Source organism: Mycobacterium sp. NPDC050441 (genome assembly GCF_040655355.1).
GTDB lineage: Bacteria > Actinomycetota > Actinomycetes > Mycobacteriales > Mycobacteriaceae > Mycobacterium.
In genome coordinates this window covers 65431-88016 of record NZ_JBFAJS010000003.1, presented here as the reverse complement: position 1 = coordinate 88016, position 22586 = coordinate 65431, and the positions used below count along the sequence as shown (strand labels likewise).

The 22586-nt window shown below is 65.8% G+C and carries 20 protein-coding genes; 9 read left to right on the top strand and 11 right to left on the bottom strand.

What is annotated here, in order from left to right; all coding sequences use genetic code 11:
* Nucleotides 1-20: 20 nt before the first annotated feature.
* The 3 genes from AB0I14_RS09405 to AB0I14_RS09395 form a co-directional block, all read right to left on the bottom strand.
* Nucleotides 21-1034: a hypothetical protein gene (locus tag AB0I14_RS09405; RefSeq protein WP_358019343.1), complete on the bottom strand. Its 1014-nt coding sequence runs from the start codon at nucleotides 1032-1034 to the stop codon at nucleotides 21-23.
* A gap of 800 nt (nucleotides 1035-1834) precedes the next feature.
* Complete coding sequence (locus tag AB0I14_RS09400; RefSeq protein WP_358021176.1) at nucleotides 1835-2212, bottom strand: DUF6319 family protein; 378 nt, start codon at nucleotides 2210-2212, stop codon at nucleotides 1835-1837.
* Between the two features lie 243 nt (nucleotides 2213-2455).
* Nucleotides 2456-4117: a YCF48-related protein gene (locus tag AB0I14_RS09395; protein WP_358019340.1), complete on the bottom strand. Its 1662-nt coding sequence runs from the start codon at nucleotides 4115-4117 to the stop codon at nucleotides 2456-2458.
* Between the two features lie 212 nt (nucleotides 4118-4329).
* Here AB0I14_RS09395 and AB0I14_RS09390 point away from each other — a divergent pair, with 212 nt between their 5' ends.
* Nucleotides 4330-5376 carry a ferritin-like protein gene (locus AB0I14_RS09390; protein ID WP_358019337.1) on the top strand — a complete coding sequence of 349 codons (1047 nt, stop codon included), beginning with the start codon at nucleotides 4330-4332 and terminating at the stop codon, nucleotides 5374-5376.
* An 18-nt stretch (nucleotides 5377-5394) separates the two neighbouring features.
* Here AB0I14_RS09390 and AB0I14_RS09385 read toward each other — a convergent pair whose 3' ends face one another.
* Nucleotides 5395-6891: a potassium/proton antiporter gene (locus tag AB0I14_RS09385; protein WP_358019335.1), complete on the bottom strand. Its 1497-nt coding sequence runs from the start codon at nucleotides 6889-6891 to the stop codon at nucleotides 5395-5397.
* A 79-nt stretch (nucleotides 6892-6970) separates the two neighbouring features.
* Between AB0I14_RS09385 and AB0I14_RS09380 the strand changes: the two genes are divergently transcribed.
* Nucleotides 6971-7663, top strand: a complete 693-nt coding sequence (locus AB0I14_RS09380) for a TrkA family potassium uptake protein (protein WP_358021173.1) — start codon at nucleotides 6971-6973, stop codon at nucleotides 7661-7663.
* A gap of 110 nt (nucleotides 7664-7773) precedes the next feature.
* Here AB0I14_RS09380 and AB0I14_RS09375 read toward each other — a convergent pair whose 3' ends face one another.
* The gene (locus AB0I14_RS09375) at nucleotides 7774-9048 is read right to left on the bottom strand and encodes an HNH endonuclease signature motif containing protein (protein ID WP_358019332.1); all 1275 of its coding nucleotides are present in this window, start codon (nucleotides 9046-9048) and stop codon (nucleotides 7774-7776) included.
* Between the two features lie 83 nt (nucleotides 9049-9131).
* Between AB0I14_RS09375 and AB0I14_RS09370 the strand changes: the two genes are divergently transcribed.
* Nucleotides 9132-9413 (top strand): hypothetical protein, encoded by a 282-nt coding sequence (locus AB0I14_RS09370; RefSeq protein WP_358019329.1) that lies wholly within the window; start codon nucleotides 9132-9134, stop codon nucleotides 9411-9413.
* A gap of 2 nt (nucleotides 9414-9415) precedes the next feature.
* Here AB0I14_RS09370 and AB0I14_RS09365 read toward each other — a convergent pair whose 3' ends face one another.
* From AB0I14_RS09365 to AB0I14_RS09355, 3 genes are all read right to left on the bottom strand, one after another.
* Nucleotides 9416-10798 carry an NtaA/DmoA family FMN-dependent monooxygenase gene (locus AB0I14_RS09365; RefSeq protein WP_358019326.1) on the bottom strand — a complete coding sequence of 461 codons (1383 nt, stop codon included), beginning with the start codon at nucleotides 10796-10798 and terminating at the stop codon, nucleotides 9416-9418.
* Nucleotides 10799-10815: 17 nt separating this feature from the next.
* Entirely contained in the window at nucleotides 10816-11976 is a 1161-nt protein-coding gene (locus AB0I14_RS09360) for an LLM class flavin-dependent oxidoreductase (RefSeq protein ID WP_358019324.1), read from the bottom strand.
* Between the two features lie 146 nt (nucleotides 11977-12122).
* Nucleotides 12123-12644: an isoprenylcysteine carboxylmethyltransferase family protein gene (locus AB0I14_RS09355; protein ID WP_358019322.1), complete on the bottom strand. Its 522-nt coding sequence runs from the start codon at nucleotides 12642-12644 to the stop codon at nucleotides 12123-12125.
* Between the two features lie 89 nt (nucleotides 12645-12733).
* Here AB0I14_RS09355 and AB0I14_RS09350 point away from each other — a divergent pair, with 89 nt between their 5' ends.
* Nucleotides 12734-13333: a TetR family transcriptional regulator gene (locus AB0I14_RS09350; RefSeq protein WP_358019320.1), complete on the top strand. Its 600-nt coding sequence runs from the start codon at nucleotides 12734-12736 to the stop codon at nucleotides 13331-13333.
* 4 nt (nucleotides 13334-13337) lie between these two features.
* Here AB0I14_RS09350 and AB0I14_RS09345 read toward each other — a convergent pair whose 3' ends face one another.
* The 3 genes from AB0I14_RS09345 to AB0I14_RS09335 are packed head-to-tail and all read right to left on the bottom strand — an operon-like array spanning nucleotide 13338 to nucleotide 15779.
* Complete coding sequence (locus AB0I14_RS09345) at nucleotides 13338-13970, bottom strand: hypothetical protein (RefSeq protein WP_358019317.1); 633 nt, start codon at nucleotides 13968-13970, stop codon at nucleotides 13338-13340.
* Nucleotides 13963-14769 (bottom strand): Fic family protein, encoded by an 807-nt coding sequence (locus AB0I14_RS09340; RefSeq protein WP_358019315.1) that lies wholly within the window; start codon nucleotides 14767-14769, stop codon nucleotides 13963-13965. The genes AB0I14_RS09345 and AB0I14_RS09340 overlap by 8 nt, the downstream gene beginning before the upstream one ends.
* Nucleotides 14763-15779 carry a putative nucleotidyltransferase substrate binding domain-containing protein gene (locus tag AB0I14_RS09335; protein ID WP_358019312.1) on the bottom strand — a complete coding sequence of 339 codons (1017 nt, stop codon included), beginning with the start codon at nucleotides 15777-15779 and terminating at the stop codon, nucleotides 14763-14765. Before AB0I14_RS09335 ends, AB0I14_RS09340 begins: the two co-directional genes overlap by 7 nt.
* A gap of 171 nt (nucleotides 15780-15950) precedes the next feature.
* Between AB0I14_RS09335 and AB0I14_RS09330 the strand changes: the two genes are divergently transcribed.
* From AB0I14_RS09330 to atzF, 5 genes are read left to right on the top strand one after another with little or no spacing between them, the layout of a single operon-like run.
* Nucleotides 15951-17480 (top strand): amino acid permease, encoded by a 1530-nt coding sequence (locus AB0I14_RS09330; RefSeq protein ID WP_358019309.1) that lies wholly within the window; start codon nucleotides 15951-15953, stop codon nucleotides 17478-17480.
* Nucleotide 17481: 1 nt separating this feature from the next.
* Entirely contained in the window at nucleotides 17482-18318 is an 837-nt protein-coding gene (locus AB0I14_RS09325) for an urea amidolyase associated protein UAAP1 (protein ID WP_358019306.1), read from the top strand.
* Entirely contained in the window at nucleotides 18315-18935 is a 621-nt protein-coding gene (locus tag AB0I14_RS09320) for an urea amidolyase associated protein UAAP2 (RefSeq protein WP_358019303.1), read from the top strand. Before AB0I14_RS09325 ends, AB0I14_RS09320 begins: the two co-directional genes overlap by 4 nt.
* The gene (locus tag AB0I14_RS09315; RefSeq protein ID WP_358019300.1) at nucleotides 18932-20926 is read left to right on the top strand and encodes a 5-oxoprolinase/urea amidolyase family protein; all 1995 of its coding nucleotides are present in this window, start codon (nucleotides 18932-18934) and stop codon (nucleotides 20924-20926) included. The genes AB0I14_RS09320 and AB0I14_RS09315 overlap by 4 nt, the downstream gene beginning before the upstream one ends.
* Complete coding sequence (gene atzF / locus AB0I14_RS09310; RefSeq protein ID WP_358019297.1) at nucleotides 20923-22581, top strand: allophanate hydrolase; 1659 nt, start codon at nucleotides 20923-20925, stop codon at nucleotides 22579-22581. Before AB0I14_RS09315 ends, atzF begins: the two co-directional genes overlap by 4 nt.
* Nucleotides 22582-22586 lie beyond the last annotated feature (5 nt).

Genomic DNA, 22586 nt, shown 5'->3' with positions numbered 1-22586 from the left:
CCTTCGGTGCCTGCGCAAACTCAACCGTGCAGCCTTCGTAAAACCGCACCCTTGACTGTAATGTTCTTGACCTGTTTAAGCATCCGTTCGGCGACGGATATCGCCATTTCCGCAATATACGCATCGGCGACTTTTAGTCCGTGCATCCATTCATTGCGAGTTTTGCGGATTTTTGTCATGTCGTCGTAGATATCTTTTGGAAGGTAATCGAGAAACGACAGAATTTCCGATATGACGGAGGCAGTGAATGTGCGTCCATCCTGAAGTCGCCGAAGTCTATCGCCGCTAATAAATGGGACTCCGTCGCGCGTCTTGTAGTCGCTCCGTAGTTGGCCCCAGAGGTCATTGAGTAGTCGTTCAATTACCGTCCAACTATTGATGAGGCTAAGGCTATGGTCGTGATCCTGGAATGCTTTGCTGGCTCGGAGAAATAGATCGACCAGCAGAACGCCTTCGCTGCCGTGCTCGGCGATGAGACGATTTAGGTCGTCAGCAGCATCTTTGACTACATCTGCGCTAACCGGAGCGCCTCGCGTGCTCAGCCTACTATCGAACGGATACGGAATGGCAGGCCTATAGGTGTCGGGGTAGCTGGACATCGACAAATGTGAAACTCGCTGGCTGCTGAAGCTTTTGCTTGCCTTCGGGTCTAGTTTATCCATCGGGATTGTAAGGTCGGGTGTTATGACCATGCGTTCGCGTGCATACTTGGCATTTATTATCTCTTGGGTGTATAAGAATGCGACAAACGCATTCATCGCGCGAGTCCGTCTCACAACAACCTCAGCTTGATTATCGAAGCTGTTGGGTGAATTATCGTCGGCGTTTTCCCACGTATATTCTCGCAGGTCTGAAAAGTCGAAGGCAATTAATCCTTCGACCGTCGCCATAATGTCAAGACCATGAGCGATCTTCTCGCGATATGCTTCGTCGGAAAATGTGCTGAAATCGACACTCAGACGATCTTCTCCAATCGGATTTTTAACCAGAAATAGAGGTGGATCGTGGTAGAAGCCCGTAATATTTCTATTCATTCACACCTGCTCCTCGTGAGCGGTAGCTTTACGCCCCTAGGGCATGATGTTGCTTTCGGAACTTAGGGGGTTGGAGTACGGCGACCTACGGGTAATAACCATTACCCGATTCGGCAGCGACTCTGCAACCCTCGCCGTACCGATGTTCTTCGCCGCAAATTCGGCTAACCCGGACGGCGCTGAGGTGTCAGTGGGGCGTGATTGAGTTCGCGACGTGTACGACGCATGGAACCTTGCCTCAGCTGACTGGCGAACCGGGACCGATGGGCATTGCCTCTGGTGCGGTTTCCCGCTGCATCCTTCGGCGCCTGGCATGTATTGCGACCACCAACATCAAACTCTTGCGAGCGAGGAATATGCGGCAGTGCGACAGGGCTCCGCCCGGGATTGCCCGTCCAAGTCCAAGATGCGGATCAGCGACCGTGGCACCGCGTTTCGTCTGGCAATTCGAGAGCAACAGTTCCCGTACCGCTGTGTCTGCGGTGTCTATCACCTGACTTGTCGGTCGAAGACGGGCCGTTGGTGCGAACCACTGCTGGCGGAATTGGCTGCAGCGCTCGACCGGCGACTGGTAAATCGTCACGGGGAGCGTCTCTTGATTCGCTCGTCTCCACGCAGACGCGGATTGGATGCGTTGCCGCATCTTCGCCACCGGGCGCGGGTGCGAAGTGAAGAACGCACGAAGCGGCGCTAGGCGAACTCGAGGCCTCCCGTGCCTCGCGTGCGCGTCATCTGCATAGCATTTCCACCGGCACGGTAGTCGCAGGTCGAGCGCAGAAACCCGACATCACTCAAAGGCCTCACTCCAAGCCGGACAAGACCTTTCGCGCGGCTTCGAGTTCGGCTTCGAGCGCGGCGACCTTGGCGGCCTGTTGTGAGCGGGCCTCCTCGATGATCTCGTCGATCGGGGTGGAGAGGTCGTCGTGCAGTTCCTTGGCCGCGCGGGAGACGGCGGCGGCCGCGACCGCGAGGTTGCGGGCCAGGTAGGTGGTGCCCTGCTTCAGCTCGGCATGCCATTCACCGTCGGCGGTACCGGTGACGGTGAGGGTCAGCTCGATGGTCTTGGCTTTCTTGGCCGCTGCTTTCTTGGCTGGAGCCTTCCGGGGCTTCTCGTCGGCGGCGGCGTCAGTGGCGGGCGCGTCGGAGGCAGGCGTGGCGGCTTCGTCGGCATCGACCAAGAAGTCTTTGGTGTCGGAATCGGTGGGCGGCGCTTCGGCCGGCTGAGCGTCTACAGTGATCGTCACGGCGAACTCCTTCTGAACATCGCCCGCAGTGAGCGGGATGAGCGGTGAAGGATATTAGAACACACGTTCGACCACGTCGGGGTCAGCCTGCTCCGCGTGTCAGGGTCCTCAGGCTGAGGTACATACGACAACATTCGACGGAATGCTGTGGCCGTCAACAACATCGCCAAACGCAAGCTACCCCGTCACATGCACGATTCGGCTTTCGGACTTCCCGTCGACAGTGACGCGGATCAGGTAGTCCCCGCGGTGCACGGGGTCGCCGTCGTCGTCACGTCCGTCCCACTCGAGGGTGCGTGCGCCGGCGTCCGGTCCGGCTTCATCGATCAGACGCCGCACGTGCTTGGCGAAGTGGTCCCAGATGCAGATGATGAGCCTGCCTGCGCCCGCTGGCACGTCGACCGTGACCGGCAGCGGTAGTGCGCTGGCTGTCGGCTCGTTGTCGGCGAGCAGTTGTGGCGCAGTCGCCGCCAACCCGGCGATGGGTGGCGGAACGGGCTCGGTGGAGTATTTGTAGACCGATCTTCCGGAGGCGTATCCGAGCGGGATGTCACGGAAGAACCTGAATCGGTTGATGAACCGCCCGATCTCGTTGGCGTCTTTCCACGTCTGTCCACTGTCGGTCGTGGCACTGGAAAAGCCCTTGCGGAAGTCCGTGCTGCCCCATCCGCCGACCCATCCGGTGTTCTCGTCGAGGAAGCCGATGCCTTCGAGGTTGACGTTGCCCTGGGGGTCCTTCACTCCGACCCGGGCCCAGGTGTGGCCGCCGTCAACGGTTTTGAGGACGGCGGCCTGGGAGAAGTTCTCCAAGGAGATGAACCCGACGTGATCGTCGATGAAATGGATCTTCCATCCCCATTCGCCGAGGGGGAACTGATCGGTGAGGTCCTCGACGGTGTTCGTCCACGTCTGTCCACCATCGGTGGTGTGCAGTACGACGGGCTTGATGTGGCTTCGTGGGTCGTGTGGGATCGGTGGGGCCGGCAATGCGGCCTTGCCGCCGACAACCCATCCGGTGTCGGCATCGGTGAAGTGGATGTCGATCAAAATCGTGGCGTGCTCCGACATGTCGGTGGCCTGCCATGTGGCCCCGCCATCGGTGGTGCGCATGACGCGCACGGGCATCCCGGGATCGTTGGTGCCCGAGGCGTAGACGACGGACTCGCTGACGACGGACAGACCGCACACGAAAGGCGGTGCCAGATCGGGCAGGTCGACCACCTCGGTCCAGGTCGCGCCTCCGTCGGTGGTCTGCAACAGTTGCCGGCCGGGTGTGGTTGTTCCCACCCAACCGCGGGTGGCCGAGGCGAACCCGACCGACCGCAGATATAGGCCCGAATCTTCGTCGTGGAACTGTTCCTCGAACGTGGCGAAGCCGTCCTCGGTGTGCAGAATCTGGCCGTCACTGTTGACCGCCCAGCCGCGCTGCGGGTCGATGAACCAGATGTCGTCGGTGCGCGACGTCGCCGTCGGTGCGTTGGTTTCCCGCCAGACCGGTTGTTGTGCAGCGGTTTTCTCGGGGCATCCGTCGTTGATCCACTGCTCGATCGCCGCGATCGATTCGGCGGGCACTGCCGGACGACCGGCCGGCATCCGACGCGTCGTCGCCTCCGGCGGGGCGTCGGGCAGGCCGGAGCCGAACGGGATCTCGCCCTTGAGTGCGCGCACCAAATTCGAATTGGCGCCATCGCCGAGGAGGACAAGTTTCTTGCCGATCACCTTCTTGGCGACGAACTCATCGCGATTGATGTCGCGCCAGAAGGCCTGGTGAGCGCCGATGCCCACCCCCGGCCCGCCGATCGCCTCGTCCAGAATCGCCACAACACCTTGAAAGTCCATCGCCCCGCCCCTTTCGGTCAATGTCCATCGCCTCGCCGTGCCCTGACTATCAACCTCGTGACGGGCAGTTCGCGCGAGTAGTCGGCTACTCGATCCGTGCCCGTGTGAGCGGTCCCGAGACCCGCGATACACGTAGTCGACTACTCACGCGCTCGCCACAGCCCCCGCGCACACTGACTGAGGCAAACCGGTGACACGAGGAGGCTGCGACGATGATCGAACTCGAGACCCGATACCTCGATGCGGTTCGGGAGGCCGACTCCCCGGTCGACCTCCACGAGAGCGTCCAGCACGCGATCGAACTGGAATTCGCCACCATGCCGCCGTATCTCACCGCCATGATGTCGCTGGACCCTCAGCGCAACAGCAAGATCCGCGGCATCCTGTCGACGGTGGCTGTCGACGAGATGCTGCACATGCTGTTGTGCTGCAACCTGCTCGTCGCGCTGGGCGGAACTCCGAACATCGCCACCACCGGCTTCGTCCCGTCGTATCCCTCGAAACTGCCGATGGCGGTTTCCTCGGGTCTGGTCGTTGGCGTCGAGCGCTTTTCGATGGACGTCGTGGAGCGGACCTTCATGGGCATCGAGCATCCCGAGGATCCGCTGCAGTTCCCCGGTATCGCAGAAGAGCCGACCTTTGCGACCATCGGGGCGTTCTATGCCGCCCTCGAGGAGAAACTGACTCAACTCGGCGACTCCGCATTCCGCGGCGACACCACCGGGCAGTTGCTCAGCGACTCGGGTTTCGAGTTTCCGCGACTGGTTCCCATCGTCGATGTCACCTCGGCGTCGTACGCCATCGGCGTGATCGTCCGCGAGGGCGAGGGCACCCAGACCTCACCGAAGGACGCTGCCGGCCAGGTAGCGCACTACTACCGGTTCGAACAGATCATCAAGGGCAAAGAACTGGTCACCGATTCCACTGTTCCGCAGGGTTTCTCGTTCACCGGGCCGGAGATCCCTTACGACCCTGCCGGCGTCTTACCGATCACCGCGAACCAGCGGCTATCCGACCTCGACCTCCAATCGGAGGCAGGACAGAAGGCCATGAAGTTCGCACAGAGCCTCACCGACCTGCTCACCGCCCTGCACAAGACCTTCGCCGGGGACCTGGCGGCGTTCGACCCCGCCTTCGATCTGATGTTCGCCCTCAAGCGCGCCGGCCAGGACCTGTGCAAGACGGAGATCCTGGTCGACGGTCAGCCGACCGGGCGAAACGCCGGGCCCACATGGCAGTTTCTGCCCGCGGATCCGTGAGGTGTAAGGGAGCCTGCGTCAGTCCTCGAGCCCGTATTCGTCGAACCAGTAGGCGAGCTTGCCGCGGCGGCTGACCGCACGCATCCGGGCCTCGGCCGCGTGCCGCGTCTTGCTGGTCGTGACGATGAGCAGTTCGTCGCCGACGGCGATGCGGGTGTCCGGCAGTGGAACGAACGTGCGGCCGTTGCGGATGATCAACGTGATGACGGCCGGATCCGGCAGTCGCAGTTCCAAGATGGTGACGTTGTGCAGGCGGGAGTGCGGCTGCACCGTCATGGTCAACAGTTCGGCGTCGAGCACATCGAGCGGTGCGGCCTCGACCTGGATCTCGCGGGTGATGTCGCGGGTGATCAGCCCCAGCGCGTTCGCCACGAACTTGATGCTGGGCGCCTGGATCAGAGTGAAGATCACCACCAGCACGAACACGATGTTGAGCAGTCGGTAACTGTCGGGCACACCCGCGACGATCGGAAACGTCGCCAGCACAATCGGCACAGCACCACGTAAACCCGCCCAGGACAGGAAGAGCTGTTCGCGGAACGGGATACGGAACCCGGCCAGCGACAGGACCACCGACACCGGCCGGGCGAGCAGCAGCAGTACCAGCCCGATGACGATCGCCGGAATGATGTCGCCGGCCAGATCGTGGGGATTCACCAGCAGCCCGAGCAGCACGAACAGTCCGATCTGGGCCAGCCAGCCGACCCCTTCGGCGAACGACCGGGTCGCCGACCGGTGGGGCAGACCGGAGTTGGCCAGCACCACCGCGGACAGGTAGGCGGCGATGAATCCGCTCGCGTGGGCACTGCCGGCGGCGGCGAACGCGATGAAACCCAGCCCGAAGGTGGCGATCGGATAGAGCCCCGAGGCCGGCAGCGCGATGCGGCGCAGCGCGAACGCGCCGGCGAACCCGACGCCCAGGCCCAGTAGGGAACCGGTGATGAGTTCATAGAGCAGATCGGTGACGGCGCCCTCGGGGTGGAACACGAACGGCACCACGCTGAACGTCAGCACCAGGATGACCGCGGGGGCATCGTTGAAGCCGGACTCGGCCTCCAGGAGGCCGGCCAACCGCCGGGGCAGCGGCAGGATCCGCAGCACCGAGAACACCGCGGCCGCATCGGTGGAGGAGACGATGGCCCCGAGCAGCAGTGCGAGTTGCCAGTCCATGCCCAGCAGCAGGTGCGCGCCGACGGCGGTGATGGCGGTGCTGATCAAAACACCGAGAGTGGCCAGCACGCCTGCGGGTGCCAGTACCCCGCGAATATCGGAGAATCGCGTGGTCAGACCACCTTCGACCAGCACGATCGCCAGGGCCGTGGTGCACACGTTGCGAGCCAGTTCGACATTGTTGAAGTCCAGTCCGATCCCGTCGACACCCAGCACCATGCCGACCGCCAGGAAGAACAGCAGGCTCGGGAACCCGATGCGGGTCGCCACCCGTGTGCCGATGATGCTGGCCAGCAGCACGACGCCGCCGGTCAGCAGGGTGAGGTACAGCTGGTTCAGACTCATTGCGAATTAGTTAATCAGGGCGAAGGCCCGCGAGTAGGCCATGCCGATAGTGGAAAATGGCCGAGTGGGCGAACGGAAGATGCGAGTCGTGGTTGCCGGCGCGGGCAATGTGGGCCGTTCCGTGGCGCGCGAATTGCTGGACAACGGCCACAAGGTCCTGCTGATCGAGCAGCTGCACCGGCGCTACGAGCCGCATACGGTGCCTGGCGCCGATTGGTTGTTGGCCGACGCCTGCGAGCTCTCGGCGATGGAGGATGCCGGGATCGAAACCTGCGATGTGCTGATCGCGGCGACCGGTGACGACAAGTCCAATCTTGTGGTCGGGTTGCTGGCCAAGTCCGAGTTCGGGGTGCCGCGGGTGGTGGCGCGCATCAACGACATCCGCAACCAATGGCTGTTCGGGCAGGAATGGGGCATCGACGTGGCGGTGTCGACGCCGGGGGCGTTGGTCGCCGGCATCGAGGGCGCCATCGACGTCGGGCACCTGGTGCGGCTGATGACGCTGCGCGGCGGTCGGGTGGAGCTGACCAAACTCACGCTGCCAGAAGATAATCCGGTGGTCGGGGAGCGGGTGGACCGCCTGGATCTGCCGGTGGACACCGCGCTGGTCACCATCGTCCGCGGAAACAAGGTCAGGTTGCCCAAGCCGGACGACGTGTTCGAGGCCGGGGACGAACTGCTGTTCACCGCCAACCGCACCTCGGAGAACTCACTGCTGGCTGCAATCCATGGAGGCGAGTTCCTCCGTGAGGTGGTTTCGGAGGAACCGTGACACGCCGCGAACTCGCTTGTGGGAAGGGCACTTCCGCTGCGCGGTCGCGTAGGCGGTCGGCAGAGCCCCGATGATGGCCGCGGCAACTTCCACGGTCACGAATATCGACACTAGTTCGTCGTCGGTGGCGGTTGGGGTTGGAATGGTTGGTACCACCACCAGTCGGCACGTTCTCCGGTGGGCCCGGGATACGGTGCGACATCGGGTGGGCGTGTCGTCGGTGGACGGGCCAAGGATCCGCGGTGCAGTGGGCGACCGAGTCTGTCGGTGACGGTGAGTTGGTGCGCGGGTCCGGTGATGGTGATACCGCCCCGATGGTGCAGTCGGTGGTGATACGGGCATAGCAGCACGAGGTTGTCGAGTTCGGTCGGTCCGCCGTCTTCCCAGTGGACGATGTGGTGGGCGTGCAGGCCGCGGGTGGCTCCGCAGCCGGGCACCACACAGCAGCGATCACGGTGTTCCAGGGCGCGGCGCAACCGGCGACTGATGGTGCGGGTGGCGCGCCCGACGCCGATCGGTTGGCCGTGGCGTTCGAGCCACACCTCGCAGGTGGCATCACAGAGCAGGTAGCGGCGTTCGTCATCGGACAGCACCGGCCCCAGATGCAGGGCAGCGATGCGGTCTGCGACATCCAGGTGCACTGCGACGGTGGTGTGGTGTCCGTGCGGGCGCTGCGCGGCTTGGGTGTCCCAGCCGGCCTCGACCAGGCTCATGAATGCATCCACACTGTCGGGGAACGGCGAGGCCTGCTCGCCGTCTCCATCGGTGTCCTCGCCGTCGTGGTCGCGTTTCCAGTCCGCGATCAGGCCGTCGTGATGCGACTGCATGGCGGCCTCGAACTTCGCCGCCTCTAGGCGCGGCAGCCGGATCCGCCACGTGGTGTATTCGTCATTGGGGCCGGGGATTTTGGTGATCTCCCGCTGCAGTTCAGGCTTCGGTTCGGGTTCGGGTTCGGGTTCGGGGCGTGGTTCGAGTTTCACCGCTTTACGCAATTGATTGACGGTGGCGCTGGCTGCCAGTTCGGCGTAGTGCTCGTCGGATCCGTCGGCGGCCTTCTCGGCGATCACGCCGACCTGATCCAGTGAGAGCCGGCCTTCACGCAAGCCGTCGGCGCATCGCGGGAACTCTTCGAGCCGATGCGCGACGGCCACGATGGTCTCGGCATTGCGCGGTGCCACACCGGTCTTCCAAGCCACCAGCGCCTCGATCGAGCGGGCACCAGTGGCCCCGCACAACTCGTCGCGGTCCAGTTCGGCGACGATCTCCACGATGCGGCCGTCGATCGCATTGCGTTGACCGCACAGCTCCGACAACTCCTCGAACAGCACCTCCAGTCGCTGCGCGGGGCTCACCTCAGCAGTGAAAGAAGCTGTGGCCGTGGACATGACACCATTGTCGCAAAGGGGTACGACAAGTCTTGGAACTCTCCCGACATGCTGGACAGAGGAGGAGCCCTAGGCTTATGCCCATGGACGCCGAAGACACCGAGGAGACCGAACGCCGGCTGGTGATCCGGGTCAACTCGAACGCCAAGATGTCGCGCGGTAAGGCCGCGGCGCACGCCGTGCACGCCGCGCTCAAGCTCTACGGCATCGAATACGAGCACCCGGTCATCGTGATCGGCGGCAAGCCCGACGAGATCCTGGCGCAGACGGTGCACGTGCGCGACGCCGGACGCACCGAGTTGGAACCCGGCACATTGACCGCAGGGGCGAGCTGGGAGTACAAGGACCGCACCGAAGACGAGTAGAGCTATCCTGTTGCAGCCGTGTGCCCTTCGCGGCTGGGGTGCTGAGGCAGGGCCAGGCCCAGATGTTCGCGCAGCGTCGTGCCCTCGTAGTCGGTACGGAACACGCCGCGCTCCTGCAACAAGGGCACGACGCGGTCGACGAAGGGGTCGAGCCCGTCCGGGGTGACGTGGGGGACCAGGATGAACCCATCGCTGGCATCCGATTGCACAAGATGGTCGATGGATTCGGCGATCGTGCCCGCCGAGCCGACGAAGTTCTGCCGCCCGGTGACCTCGATGATGAGCTCGCGGGTGGAAAGGTTCTCGGCTTCGGCCTTGGCCCGCCACTCGTTGGCGACGGCGATGGGGTCGCGGTGTATCCGCACGCTGGCCCGGCCCTTGGCGATGGTGTTCTCGCCGACCACCGGGTCGACGGTGGGCAGCGGCCCGTCCGGGTCGTGATCGGTTAGATCACGGTTCCACAGTTGTTCGAGGAACTTGATCGCGGTGGCGGGGGATACCTGCGCCAGACGGACCTCGTGGGCCAGATCGGCGGCCTCGGCGTCGGTATCGCCGAGCACGAAGGTAGCCGCCGGCAGGATCAGCAACTGGTCGTGGCGGCGGCCGTATTTGGCCAGGCGCCCCTTGACGTCGGCATAGAACTTCTGGCCGTCCTCGAGCGTCCCGTATCGCGAGAAGATGGCGTCGGCGGCTGCGGCGGCGAACTCGCGGCCGTGGTCGGAGTCGCCGGCCTGGAAGATCACCGGCCGCCCTTGCGGGCTGCGCGGGACGTTGAACCGGCCACTGATGTCGAAATGGCCGTTGCGGTAGGCGAACTCGCCGGCGGCGGAATCGGACAGGAAGACGCCGCTTTCCTTGTCGGCGATGACCTCGTCGCCCCGCCACGAGTCGAACAGGGTGTGGGCGGCGGCCAGGAAGCTCTCGGCCCGCTCGTAGCGCTGGTTCTCGGGCAGGAAGCCGCCGCGTCGGAAATTCTCCCCGGTGAAGGCGTCCCACGAGGTGACGACGTTCCATGCGGCCCGGCCTTCGGAGAGGTGGTCCAGCGAGGCGAATTGCCGTGCCACCTCATAGGGTTCGTTGAACGTGGAGTTGATCGTGCCGGTGAGCCCGAGTCGCTCGGTCACCGCGGCGAGCGCGGCCAGCACAGTGAAGGTGTCCGGGCGTCCCACCACGTCGAGGTCATAGATCTGGCCGCCCTGTTCGCGCAGACGCAACCCTTCCGCCAGGAACATGAAGTCGAATTTGCCGCGTTCGGCGGTCTGCGCGAACCGGACGAACGAATCGAAATCTATGTGGCTGCCGGAGTCGGGGTCGCTCCACACCGTGGTGTTGTTGACCCCGGGGAAGTGCGCGGCCAGATGAATCTGCTTGACGGGCTTGCTCATGGGTTTCCTGCTCCGTGTCAGACGGTCGTATAGCGGTTGGCGGGGCGGGGTAGACCCAACAGGCCACGCAGGGTGGATGCCTCGTAGGACTCGCGGAACAGGCCGCGGCGCTGCAGATCGGGGACCAGTACGTCGGTGATCTGTTGCAGGTCGTGCGGCAGGGACGCCGGACGCAGCCGGAAACCGGCGGCGCCGGCAGTGTGCCAGGCCTCCAACAGGTCGGCGAGTTGCCCGGGCGTTCCGACGAAAATCTCGGCGTCGCTGGGGTATTCGGCGCCGGCCAGGTCGTCGAGGCGGTCGCGCCGTGCTCGCGCCGCGTCAGGCGCGTCTTCGAGGAACACCACCAGGTCGGCAAACACCCGCACGGCAGCGGCATCGGCGGGCCGTAGTGCGGCGATGGTGTCGACCAGGGCGGTGACTTCATCGACGCTGTGGGGGGTGACAAAGCCGACGTCGGTACTCCCGGCAATCAGTTGGTAGGCGGGGTCCACGTGGCCGAGCGCGGCGACGACCGGCTGACCCTGTGGTGGGCGCGGGGTGATCGAGGGGCCCTTCACGGAGAAGGAGGCTCCCTGGAAGTCGATGTAGTGCAGCTTGTTCCGGTCGACGAACCGCCCGGTGGACACGTCGCGGATCTCGGCGTCGTCTTCCCAGCTGTCCCACAACCGGCGCAACACCTCTACGTAGTCGCCCGCTTCGTCGAACAATTCGGCGCTCAGTGCCGCACGTTCCTCGGGCAGGTGGCGTCGGCCGAAGTGGGCCGCGGCGTCCCGGCGAGAGGCCACCTGGACGCGTACCCCGGCTCGGCCGTTGCTCACGTAGTCGAGGGTGGCGATGGCCTTGGATGCGTGGAACGGCTCGGTGTGGGTGGTGATGACGGTGGGCACCAAACCGATGTGACGCGTCCGGGGTGCGACGCGGGACGCGATGAGGACGGCATCGAGACGGCCGCGCACCCGATCAGTCCGATCATCGGGGCGGAACGGGTGATCGGACTGCAGGGTGAGTCCGTCTTCGATCGTGACGAAGTCCAATAGGCCGCGCTCGGCCTGGCTGACCAGATCGGTCCAGTATCGCGGCGAGAGTGTTTCGGCGGGGCGGGCCAGCGGCTCGCGCCAGGATGCCGGGTGCCAGCCGGTGCCATCGAGTGCGACGGCGAGGTGCAGTGGGGTGCCCATCGACGGTGCTCACTTTCAGTCGCGGTCTCTGGCGACAACGCGAGCTCACACCCGGGTAATCCCGGGCGGGAGCCGCTGCGAGTGTCCAACCCAGTTTGACCTGCCTGAAGAGATCGACGCAGGGTGATGCGAAAGCGCCCGGACCCTCAACCGCTGTGGGCGGGTACCCATGCGGTCGGACGCGGAACCCACCGCGGAACGTTTCGGCGGAAGTCGTCGTAGGGGGCACCGAACCGCCTGCGGAGGTGGGGTTCCTCGAAGACCGGGATCGCGATCACGGTCAGGGTGCAGAACAGCGCGAACCAGCCGAAGAGCCAGGGCGAGGCCATGGCGACTGCCGTACCGAGCTGGATACAGAACACCGCGGTCATCATCGGATTGCGGACGTGCCGGTACGGCCCCTGCACCACCAGGTTGACCGGAGATCCGATGGCCAGGGTGCCCTTGCCGATGCGGTCGAACAGGATCACCGTCCACACCAGGAACCACAGCCCGAACGCGATCAACGCGGCGCCCGCGATGGCGAGCAGGAGACCCGAAGCGCTGGTCAGGTCAGGGGCTTTCGCGCCGGTCAGCCAGACGATCAGGGCCGGAATGAAAATCGTCATCGTTGCGGGGGCGATCAGCACCGAGATGGTGTGCCGCCACCAGAGTCGCCGTTGTGTCATGTCGAGCTCCTTTCTTCAACTGTTGTTGAAGAAAACGCTACGCCCCGGCTTCCGCATAGGTCAACGGCTGTTGAACTAAACTTCGGCCCATGTCGGAGACCGGGCGGAGCGGCCGGTGGCGCACGGGCCAACAGAACAAGCAGCGGATCGTTGACGCGGCCCGTGAGCACTTCATGCGTGATGGGTACGAGAAGGCGACGGTGCGCAGGATCGCCGCGGATGCGGGCGTGGACGTCGCGATGGTCTATTACCACTTCGGCAACAAGGAGGGCCTGTTCGCCGCCTCGGTGCTCGACACACCCCAGCACCCGTTGCATCAACTGGCGAATCTGCTCGACGAAGGACTCGGTGAGATCGGCGCACGGCTGGTACGCGATGTCGTTCAGCGGTGGGACACGGGAGCGTCCTTCGACCCCTTGCTGACGGTGTTCCGGTCAGCGGATATCCAACCCTTGGCGCGCAAGCTCTTACACGATTCCCTGGCCGGACCAGTGGCTCAACGGGTTGCGACGGAGTTCGGCGTCGATAACGCCGAGCTGCGAGTCGAGTTGGTGACCGTGCACCTCGTCGGTCTGGCGTTCGCGCGGTATCAGCTCAAGATCGAACCGATGGCCTCGGCGAGCATCGACGATCTGGTCGCGTGGATGGGGCCGACGGTGCAGCGATATCTGACCGATCCGAATCCGTAGTCGTTCAGGCGCGTAGCCGGTTCAACCAGGAATGGGCCGGGTAGAGACGGGCCAGCCAGTCGATGAGGCGCGTCCGTGCGTTGTCTGCGAGTCGCGGTGCTGCGCGACGGAAATCGTCTTCATCCTTGGGTGCCGTGCGATGTGCTTTGAAGAGCAGCGCCACCTCGGGGATCACGTACGGTATCCCGTCACGAAGCCTGATGAGTTCGTCGTAGGGCAACGTGATCGACGGGTCGCGCCGGCACACCCACTGATCGCCGTCGTGGGGTTCGCGGAACACATCGAGGTGATAGCGGCCGCTGGCCGGGTCGCGGCACCAGGTCTGGTGTAGATCCGGGTGATCGCCGACCTCGATGAAGGGCCACAGCCGGCCGGCGCCGGCCACGTCCCATTCGAAGCCCGGCAATGCCGCGGCGATCTGCGGGAATTCGCCACGAGGCACCGCGATCTCGATGTCCGCGTGAAGCCGCGGTGGATCACCGAGGTACAGGTCGATCGCCCAACCTGCGGCCACACCCCACGGAGCGTCGACCCCGGCCAATCGCCCGGCAACCTCGGCCGGTGTCCATGGGTCCCAAAGGCGGTCGGCCTCGTCGGCGCTGATCGCCCGGCCGTGCGGGGGAAGGTCATCAGACATCGGCGTCCACTATGCACTCCGGCTGTAGCCGTCCGCGTAGCACTGCGACGAACGGCCGCGGGTCGGCCCGACCGTCGCGCCGGAACGGCATCGAGTCCCGGGACGCGCTGACCCACTCGGACCGGGACAGCTCGTCGAGATGCAGCCGGCGTCCCGCCCGGCGGGCGAGCAGATGTAGCAGCAGGGTTCCGGTGCGTCCGTTGCCTTCGCGGAACGGATGGATCTGGTTGTAGTCGGCATAGATTCGGGCCAGTCGGTAGGACAGCGTGCCGCCGTCCATCTCGGCACCCTCACCGGCGAGCCGGTCGATCTCGGCCTGCAGCGCCTCCAGGGCGCGGGGAATCCGTGCGCACGAGCCGAATGAGCTGTCACCCTTTCGGAGTTCGACGATGCGCGGCTCGCCCGCCCACGCGTACACGTCGCCGAACACCTGCCGGTGCAGTGAACGCACATCCAGGTCCGCATCCTGGCAACGCAGATGCACCTGCAGGACCCGGCCGGCGGTCGCGACGAATTCCAGCTGCGCGAGCAGCGTGGCATCCTGCACGCCGAAGTTGTTGCGCAACACCGTTGTTCCTGGGACGAAGTACGGCCTGCGCCGCGCGAACACCCGCCGGCGCGGCGGTGGAAGCGGGCGGGGGAGATGCCGCGCCAGGTACTCGCCGTAGGTGACCGCGCCGGCGAGCAGTGCGGTCAGGGAGGCGGTCTGCTCCGGTGTGGGACGCCAGCCTTCCAGGCGCTCGGCGGCGATGGTCTGGGCCAAGGCATGGCGCCCGGCCTCGGTGGTCGCGGCTACCACGTGGAGAACGTCGAGGTTGACGCCAGGTAGTCGAGTTTGCGCCGCACACCATTGAGTTCACGGCCGATGCTGCGCAGCGCCGTGCGGTCCTGCGGTGGCAGATCCGAGATTTCGACGCGCTCGTCGATGTGGTTATCGGAGTTGGCAGGGTCCCATCGTGCGGCCCGCGCCCGCCAGCGGATGCTGGAGCCGATCGCGTGGCATTTCGCGAGCACCCTGGCGTCGTCGGGATCGAGGTAGCGAGTGCCGGCTGCCGCAGCGATCCGGTCGGCGGTCGGCAGTGCGTCGGATCCGCAACTGAGCGCGGCCCAGCGCGCGATCCGGACCACCGGGTCGACGGCGGCGAGTTTGACATCGACGCCGCTGTCACCGGAAGTCAGTAGACGCAACCGGGACGGGACGTGGGCTCGGACGAAAGTTGCGTCCTGCAGCATCGCGGCCAGCGACGGCGGTTGGGCCCGCGCCGCGATGCCGGCTTGATCGCGCAGATCGGGCCACGTCCCGAGGGGCAGGGCGTCGGCCAGCAGACCGATCATCACGACACCCCGGTCGGCGGACGGGTCGGCGGCCCACCCGCCGATGCCGATCGCCCATTCCTGGGCGGTGCGGTTGAAGCGCACCCGGGAGGCGACCGCACCGTTGTCGTCGGCACGAAAACCGCAACAGCCCAGCAGCTCGTGCACATGTACCGCCTGGGCCAGGGCTGATTCCGATGTGACGTCGGGGCTGCGGACCACCAGGGTCTCCAGATCCGATCCGGGTAGTGCGTCGCCGCGGCCGACGCTGCCCGAGGCATACCAGCCGCCGCGGGGGTCCACCAATCGCGCCGCTGTCGTCAGCGCGGCGCGGGCGACGGCCGACCACGCCTCGGCGATTGAGGCCGCCCCGACCCGGGCGTCGACCACCTTCCGCACCGCATCGCGGGCGGAGGCGGCGGCCGCCACCAGTGCGGCCTCGCTGTCCGCCGACGCAATATGCCGGCGGACATCGTCCAACGCAGCCACAGCCATGTCGGCGATTGTGGCAGGCGAACGGCTCGGTGAGGTTTCGGCAACGCAATGCTTACCGCTCGCTACATGAACGAAACACGTGGGTGACAGCTCGGACACGCCAAGACGCTTATCTATCGAATGACAGTTAAGGAGCTGGCGGCACCGCCCCCGAGCCTGAGAGAAACGCCTATGACCAGCAGCGCTACCGCGGGACGTGATGTGTCCAACGACCATGACGACCTGGCCGAGTTCGGTTACGACCAGCAGTTGCACCGTCGGCTCGGCAAGTTCGAATCCTTCGCCGCGGGCTTCTCGTTCGTGTCCATCCTGACCACGATCTTCCAGCTGTTCGGACTCGGGTTCGGCTTCGGCGGCCCCGCCTTCTTCTGGACCTGGCCCGCGGTGTTCCTCGGACAGTTCCTGGTGGCGCTGTGCTTCGCCGAGTTGGCCGCGCGCTACCCGATCTCGGGGGCCATCTATCAGTGGTCCCGCCGGATGGGTGGCGAGGTGATCGGCTGGTTCGGCGGCTGGTTCATGATCCTGGCGCAGATCGTCACCGCCTCGGCCGCGGCGATCGCGCTACAGGTGGTGCTGCCCACGATCTGGTCCGGGTTCCAGGTCATCGGCGAGGACCCGGCCCTGACCTCACCGAGCGGGGCGGCCAACGCAGTCCTACTCGGCACCGTCCTGCTCGTCGTCACCACCACGATCAACTGTCTTGGCGTCAAATGGATGTCGCGGGTCAACAGCGCCGGCGTGATCTGCGAGATCGTGGGTGTCATCGCGGTTATCGGGGTGTTCTTCACCCACGCTCAGCGCGGACCGCAGGTGGTGTTCGACACCGGTCACGCCGGAGGGCAGCCCGGCTACGTCTGGGCCTGGATCATGAGCGGGCTGATGGCCGCCTACGTCATGGTCGGCTTCGGCTCGGCGGGCGAGCTGGCCGAGGAGACGCGCAATCCCCGTCGCGTCGCGCCCCGCACCATCCGGCTGGCCCTGTCGGTCTCAGCGCTCGGCGGCGGGCTCATGATCCTGGGCGCCCTGATGGCTGCTCCCAGCCTGACCGATGGCCGACTTGCCACCGAGGGACTGCCCTACGTGCTCGACACCGTGCTGTCCTCACCGTGGGGCACGGTGCTGCTGATCGACGTCTGCATCGCGATCACCATCTGCACCTTGGCAATTCAGACCGCCGCCTCCCGGCTGATGTTCTCGATGGCCCGCGACGGCCGCCTGCCGGCCTCGGCGCTCCTGTCGAAGGTCAACAGCCACACCGGGACCCCGATCTGGCCGTCGGTACTCATCGGCCTGCTGTGCATCGGGGTGCTGCTGGTCAACGTCGGCAACTCGGCGATCTTCGCGACCCTGGCCAGTGTCTGCATCATCCTGATCTACCTGGCCTACCTGTTGGTGACTGCGCCGCTGCTGTACCGGCGGCTCAAGGGCTGGCCCGCCCAGCGCAATCAGGTCGATGCCGAAGGCCTGCCGCTGTTCTCGCTCGGCAAGTTCGGCATCGTCGTCAACGTCCTGGCGGTGCTCTACGGCACGGTGATGATCGTCAACCTGGGCTGGCCCCGGGCCGAGATCTTCAACCCAGGAGGGGATATGCCGATCCTGCAGTGGGCCGGACCACTGAGCATCGCGGCGGCCGTCGCGCTCGGCGCGCTCTGCTTCCCCCGCGGCAAGACCCACCCCAAACCCGTCACGATCGGAGCCTGACATGACTACTGCGACGACGTCGACGACCGCCGGGGCCCGCGACCATGCTCGCGCTCAGGCCGGCACCCTCACCGATTCGATGCCCGTTGTGCCGGCCTCGGCCTGGCCCACACCGCCGCAGAATGTCACCGCAGAGCAATTGACCTGGGCTGAAACGGTTCCCGGTGGTCGCTACACCAGCAAGGTGCTGGCCCGCGGCACCCGGCTGCGGCTGCGTGACCTGGACGGCACCGCGTGCGCCCACCTGCTCCTGTGGCGGGCAGACGCACCCTGGGAACGGCTCAACGTCGCGGACACGGTGAAAGTGCCGTGGCAGGCCTACCTTTCGGCGGGTCACCCGCTGCTCAGCGACCAGGGCAGGGTGCTGGCCACCCTGGTGTCGGACACCTCGGGCCACCACGATGCCCTGTGCGGGACCACCACCCGGTCCGGCAATGCCGCCAAATACGGTGCGGGCGAAGTGGAGTCGCCGAGCCCGTCCGGTCGAGAACTGCTCGCGCTGGCGGCGCTCAAGAACGGCCTGACCCGACGCGACGTGGCGCCCAGCGTGTCGTTCTTCCACGGAGTCCGGGTGGATGCCGACGGCACGCTGGTGTCCACCGGGTCGGCCGGCGCCGGCACGGCAGTCGAACTGATCACCCACCTACCCCTGATCGTGGCACTCGCCAATACCGCGCACCCCCTGGACCCGGCACCGCAGTTCACCGTCGGCTCGCTGGAGGTGCTGGCCTGGTCGGCGCCGGGTGACCTGGCCGAGATCGGCGCCACGGTCGGTGACCGCGACCCCGAATACCAACGCGCCTACCTGAATTCCGAAGACGTCTGGAGTGCCCGATGACCGTCACCGCCGCCGACACCATCGCCGACGAAATCGTCGCCCCACGCGCCCCGTGGGCGAAGATCGTGCGCGCCGGAGACGTGCTCACCATCGTCGACCTTCATGGCAACCAGGCGGTCGACACCCTGTTCTACGGGGCGAACGACCACGGCGTGCGCTACAGCGCCCAGGCCACGATCGCCGCTCAGGGCAACATCTTCCTGACCACCGGATCGGTGTTGCGCGACAGCGACGGCGAGCCGATGCTGACCATCATCGACGACGAGGTCGGCAACCACGACACTCTCGGCGGGGCCTGCTCACAGGAATCGAACACGCTGCGGTACGGACACCACACCAAACACCAACACGCCTGCGTGGAGAACTTCATCGGCGAAGGTGCCCGGTGGGGGCTGACCAAGGCCGACATCGTCAGCAACATCAACTTCTTCATGAACGTGCCGGTGGATCCGGACGGCGCATTGGGCATCGTCGATGGCCTGTCGGCACCGGGCAAGACGGTGTCGCTGCGGGCCGAGATCGACACGCTGGTGCTGGTCTCCAATTGCCCGCAGATCAACAACCCGTGCAACGGATTCGACCCGACCGCGGTGCGAATGGTCGTGACACGCCCATGACCGCAATCGAAGTCATCCGGCCCGGCATGGCCACCACCGTTCAGGATTGGCCGGGGCGGACCGGGTTCTGGCAGATCGGGGTGCCGCCGTCGGGACCGATGGACGATGTGTCCTTCCGGCTGGCCAACATCGCGGTGGGCAACCCGGAGGGCGCGCCCGGCCTCGAGGCCACGATGGGCGGACCGGCGTTGCGCTTCGACACCGACACCTGGGTGTGCGTCACCGGTGCGCCTGCGCCGGTGACTGTCGACGGCACACGGGTCGCGCAGTGGGTGCCGGTGCTGGTCGAGGCCGGTCAGGTTCTGGACATCGGCATGGTCGACGGCCCAGGCCTGCGGATCTACATCGCGCTGGGCGGCGGGCTGCTGGCCGACGAATACCTGGGTAGCGCATCGACATTCACTCTTGGCCGGTTCGGCGGGCACGAGGGCCGGGTGCTGGCGGTGGGGGACAAGCTGGAAACCGCCGAGGCGTGTGCGGGTACCCGCCGGCGCATCCTGTTCGAGGAGCAGCCGGCCATCGGCCAGCACTGGTACATCGCAGTGACCGTCGGTCCGCACTCGGCACCGGAGTTCTTCACCCGCAACGACATCGATACGCTGCTCAACCACGACTACGAGGTGCACTTCAACTCCGACCGCACCGGTGTCCGGCTGATCGGGCCGAAGCCTGAATGGGCCCGCCCCGACGGTGGGGAAGCCGGACTGCACCCGTCGAACATCCACGACAACGCCTATTCCGTTGGCTCGCTCGACTTCACCGGGGACACGCCGATCCTGCTCGGGCCCGACGGGCCCAGTCTCGGCGGCTTCGTCTGCCCGGTCACAGTCACTGCCGCCGACCGGTGGAAGCTGGGCCAACTCGCCCCCGGTGCCACCGTCCGGTTCGTACCGGTGCACGCGGCGGCGGCGCCCCCGCCTGCGACCGTCGGCCCGGCGCGACGTGCCAACATTGCGGCGGTGTTCTCCGCGGGCGGCGACGAGGACGACGGAATCATTGCCGGTACAACCTCATCGGACGGCAGCACGGCGGTCACCTACCGGCGGATCGGGGACGACAACGTCCTGGTCGAGTACGGCGAGATGCGCCTGGACCTGGCGTTGCGAGCGCGTGCGCACGCACTGCACCATGCGCTGGAAGAACATCGGCCCGCCGGACTGATCGACCTCACGCCCGGGATTCGTTCGCTGCAGGTCAAGGTGGACCCGGACCGGCTTGCGCAGTCGTCCTTGGTGGCGCTGCTGACCGAGCTCGAGGCCTCGTTGCCTGCCGCACAGGATCTGGTGGTGCCCAGCCGCACCGTACGGCTACCGCTGAGCTGGGACGACCCCTCCACCCGCGAGGCGATCGAACGATACATGCACGGCGTGCGGGCCGATGCGCCGTGGTGTCCGTGGAACATCGAGTTCATCCGGCGGATGAACGGTCTGGACTCCGTCGAGGATGTACACCGAATCGTCTATGACGCGGAGTATCTGGTGTTAGGGCTGGGCGATGTGTACCTGGGTGCCCCGGTCGCCACGCCGTTGGACCCTCGGCACCGTCTGGTGACGACCAAATACAACCCGGCGCGGACCTGGACTCCGGAGAACGCAGTCGGTATCGGTGGGGCGTACCTGTGCATCTACGGGATGGAGGGGCCGGGCGGATACCAGTTCGTCGGGCGCACCACGCAGATCTGGAACCATCGTCATCCGCTGGTCGCCCAGGGCTTCGATCCCGAACATCCTTGGCTGTTGCGGTTTTTCGACCGGATCCAGTGGTATCCGGTGTCGGCTGAGGAACTGCTGGACCTGCGCGCCGACATGGCCGATGGACGCGGACACGTCGAGATCGCCGACGGTACGTTCTCGCTGGCCGAACACGAGCAGTTTCTGGCCGCCAATGCCGAGGACATCGCCGCGACCCGCGCCACGATGGAAGCGGCGCGCGCCGAGGAACGTGAGCGATGGGCGGCAGCAGGAGAATTCGCGAGAAAGGTATCCGCGTGACACACATCGCCGACATCTACCGCAAGATCGCCGACAGCGGACGTGACGAGGTGTTCATTCATCTGCGTCCGCTGGATGACGTTGAGTCCGAGTATGAGGCCGCGCTGGCCGGTGAGGGGCCGCTGGCCGGTTTGGTGCTCGCCGTCAAGGACAACGTCGACGTGGCCGGGATACCGACCACTGCGGCATGCCCAGACTTCCGTTACATTCCCAATGCCGACGCACCGGCGGTGACCGCTCTCAAGGCCGCCGGTGCTGTCGTCATCGGGAAGACCAACCTCGACCAGTTCGCCACCGGTTTGGTGGGGACCCGAAGTCCCTATGGCGCCGTGCGGGATTCCCGTCGACCCGACTACATCTCCGGCGGGTCGAGTTCCGGATCTGCGGTGGCCGTCGCGCTCGGGTTCGCCGACATCGCGATCGGCACCGACACCGCCGGGTCCGGTCGGGTCCCGGCCGGGCTGCAGGGCATCGTCGGGATCAAGCCAACGTTCGGCGTGGTCTCTGCCGAGGGAGTGGTCCCGGCGTGCGCGAGTTATGACTGCGTGACGATCTTCGCCGCCGATCTGGCCACCGCACAGTCGGCGATGGCCGTCATGAGTGCCGGTGCGCCGCATCGGCCGTGGCCGGCCGATGTCGCGTTTGCGGCGCCGGTGAGTCCCAGAATCGCGATACCAGACACGTTGGATGGGCTCGACGACGAATGGCAGGCCGGCTTCGACGCTGCCGTGCGCCAGGCAAAGGACGCCGGATTCGACACGGTCCCGATCCCGATGGACGACTTCTTCGCCGCGGCCGGCCTTCTCTACAACGGTGCCCTGGTCGCCGAAAGGTGGGATGCGGTAGGGGAGTTCGTCAGCACGGCCGGTCCTGATGCTGAGTTGGACCCGACTGTCGCCGCGATCATCACTGCGGCGGGCGCGCATTCGGCCGCGGACCTACTGCGTGACCGGCGACATGTCGACGAGCTACGGCACAAAGCACTTGCCCAGCTCGCGGGCTGCCACGCACTCATGGTGCCCACCGCCCCCGAGCATCCGCGCATTGATGAGGTGGCCGCCGATCCAGTCGCAGTGAACTCCCGGATGGGCCGCTACACCAACTTCTGCAATCTGTTCGACATGTGTGCCATCGCGGTCCCCGCCGGGACGGTGACCGATGGCGCGCAGTTCGGAATCACCCTGCTGGCACCGGGATTTAATGACGGTGTCATCGCCGATCTGGCGTCCCGCTTCCTCGATGCCCCGTCGGCCGAGACGTGGCCCGAATTGGCTGCACCCCTGACCGAACTCGCGGTGTTCGGTGCGCATCTGCGCGGGCAGCCGCTGGAACATCAGCTCACCGGGCGGGGCGCTAGGTGGGCGGGACCGATCACCACCGCACCGCATTACCGCCTCTACGCCCTCGACACGGTTCCGCCCAAGCCGGGCCTGACCCGCGTGGCCGAGGGTGGTGCCCCGATCGTGGGTGAGCGCTGGCTTCTGTCGCCGGCTGCCCTCGGCGAGTTCCTGGCGGAGTTGCCCGCACCCATGCTGCTGGGCAAGGTGGAACTCGACGACGGCCGATGGATCACCGGATTCGGTTGTGACCACATCGCGCCCGCGCAGGGCCGCGACATCACCGAGTACCGGGGTTGGTTGGCCGCGATGGCGTGATCGGC

Bases quoted from the DNA above. Each gene is read 5' to 3' on its own strand.
- AB0I14_RS09405 (WP_358019343.1), bottom strand. From the start codon at position 1,034: ATGAATAGAAATATTACGGGCTTCTACCACGATCCACCTCTATTTCTG.
- AB0I14_RS09395 (WP_358019340.1), bottom strand. From the start codon at position 4,117: ATGGACTTTCAAGGTGTTGTGGCGATTCTGGACGAGGCGATCGGCGGG.
- AB0I14_RS09390 (WP_358019337.1), top strand. From the start codon at position 4,330: ATGATCGAACTCGAGACCCGATACCTCGATGCGGTTCGGGAGGCCGAC.
- AB0I14_RS09385 (WP_358019335.1), bottom strand. From the start codon at position 6,891: ATGAGTCTGAACCAGCTGTACCTCACCCTGCTGACCGGCGGCGTCGTG.
- AB0I14_RS09380 (WP_358021173.1), top strand. From the start codon at position 6,971: ATGCGAGTCGTGGTTGCCGGCGCGGGCAATGTGGGCCGTTCCGTGGCG.
- AB0I14_RS09375 (WP_358019332.1), bottom strand. From the start codon at position 9,048: ATGTCCACGGCCACAGCTTCTTTCACTGCTGAGGTGAGCCCCGCGCAG.
- AB0I14_RS09370 (WP_358019329.1), top strand. From the start codon at position 9,132: ATGGACGCCGAAGACACCGAGGAGACCGAACGCCGGCTGGTGATCCGG.
- AB0I14_RS09365 (WP_358019326.1), bottom strand. From the start codon at position 10,798: ATGAGCAAGCCCGTCAAGCAGATTCATCTGGCCGCGCACTTCCCCGGG.
- AB0I14_RS09360 (WP_358019324.1), bottom strand. From the start codon at position 11,976: ATGGGCACCCCACTGCACCTCGCCGTCGCACTCGATGGCACCGGCTGG.
- AB0I14_RS09355 (WP_358019322.1), bottom strand. From the start codon at position 12,644: ATGACACAACGGCGACTCTGGTGGCGGCACACCATCTCGGTGCTGATC.
- AB0I14_RS09350 (WP_358019320.1), top strand. From the start codon at position 12,734: ATGTCGGAGACCGGGCGGAGCGGCCGGTGGCGCACGGGCCAACAGAAC.
- AB0I14_RS09345 (WP_358019317.1), bottom strand. From the start codon at position 13,970: ATGTCTGATGACCTTCCCCCGCACGGCCGGGCGATCAGCGCCGACGAG.
- AB0I14_RS09335 (WP_358019312.1), bottom strand. From the start codon at position 15,779: ATGGCTGTGGCTGCGTTGGACGATGTCCGCCGGCATATTGCGTCGGCG.
- AB0I14_RS09330 (WP_358019309.1), top strand. From the start codon at position 15,951: ATGACCAGCAGCGCTACCGCGGGACGTGATGTGTCCAACGACCATGAC.
- AB0I14_RS09325 (WP_358019306.1), top strand. From the start codon at position 17,482: ATGACTACTGCGACGACGTCGACGACCGCCGGGGCCCGCGACCATGCT.
- AB0I14_RS09320 (WP_358019303.1), top strand. From the start codon at position 18,315: ATGACCGTCACCGCCGCCGACACCATCGCCGACGAAATCGTCGCCCCA.
- AB0I14_RS09315 (WP_358019300.1), top strand. From the start codon at position 18,932: ATGACCGCAATCGAAGTCATCCGGCCCGGCATGGCCACCACCGTTCAG.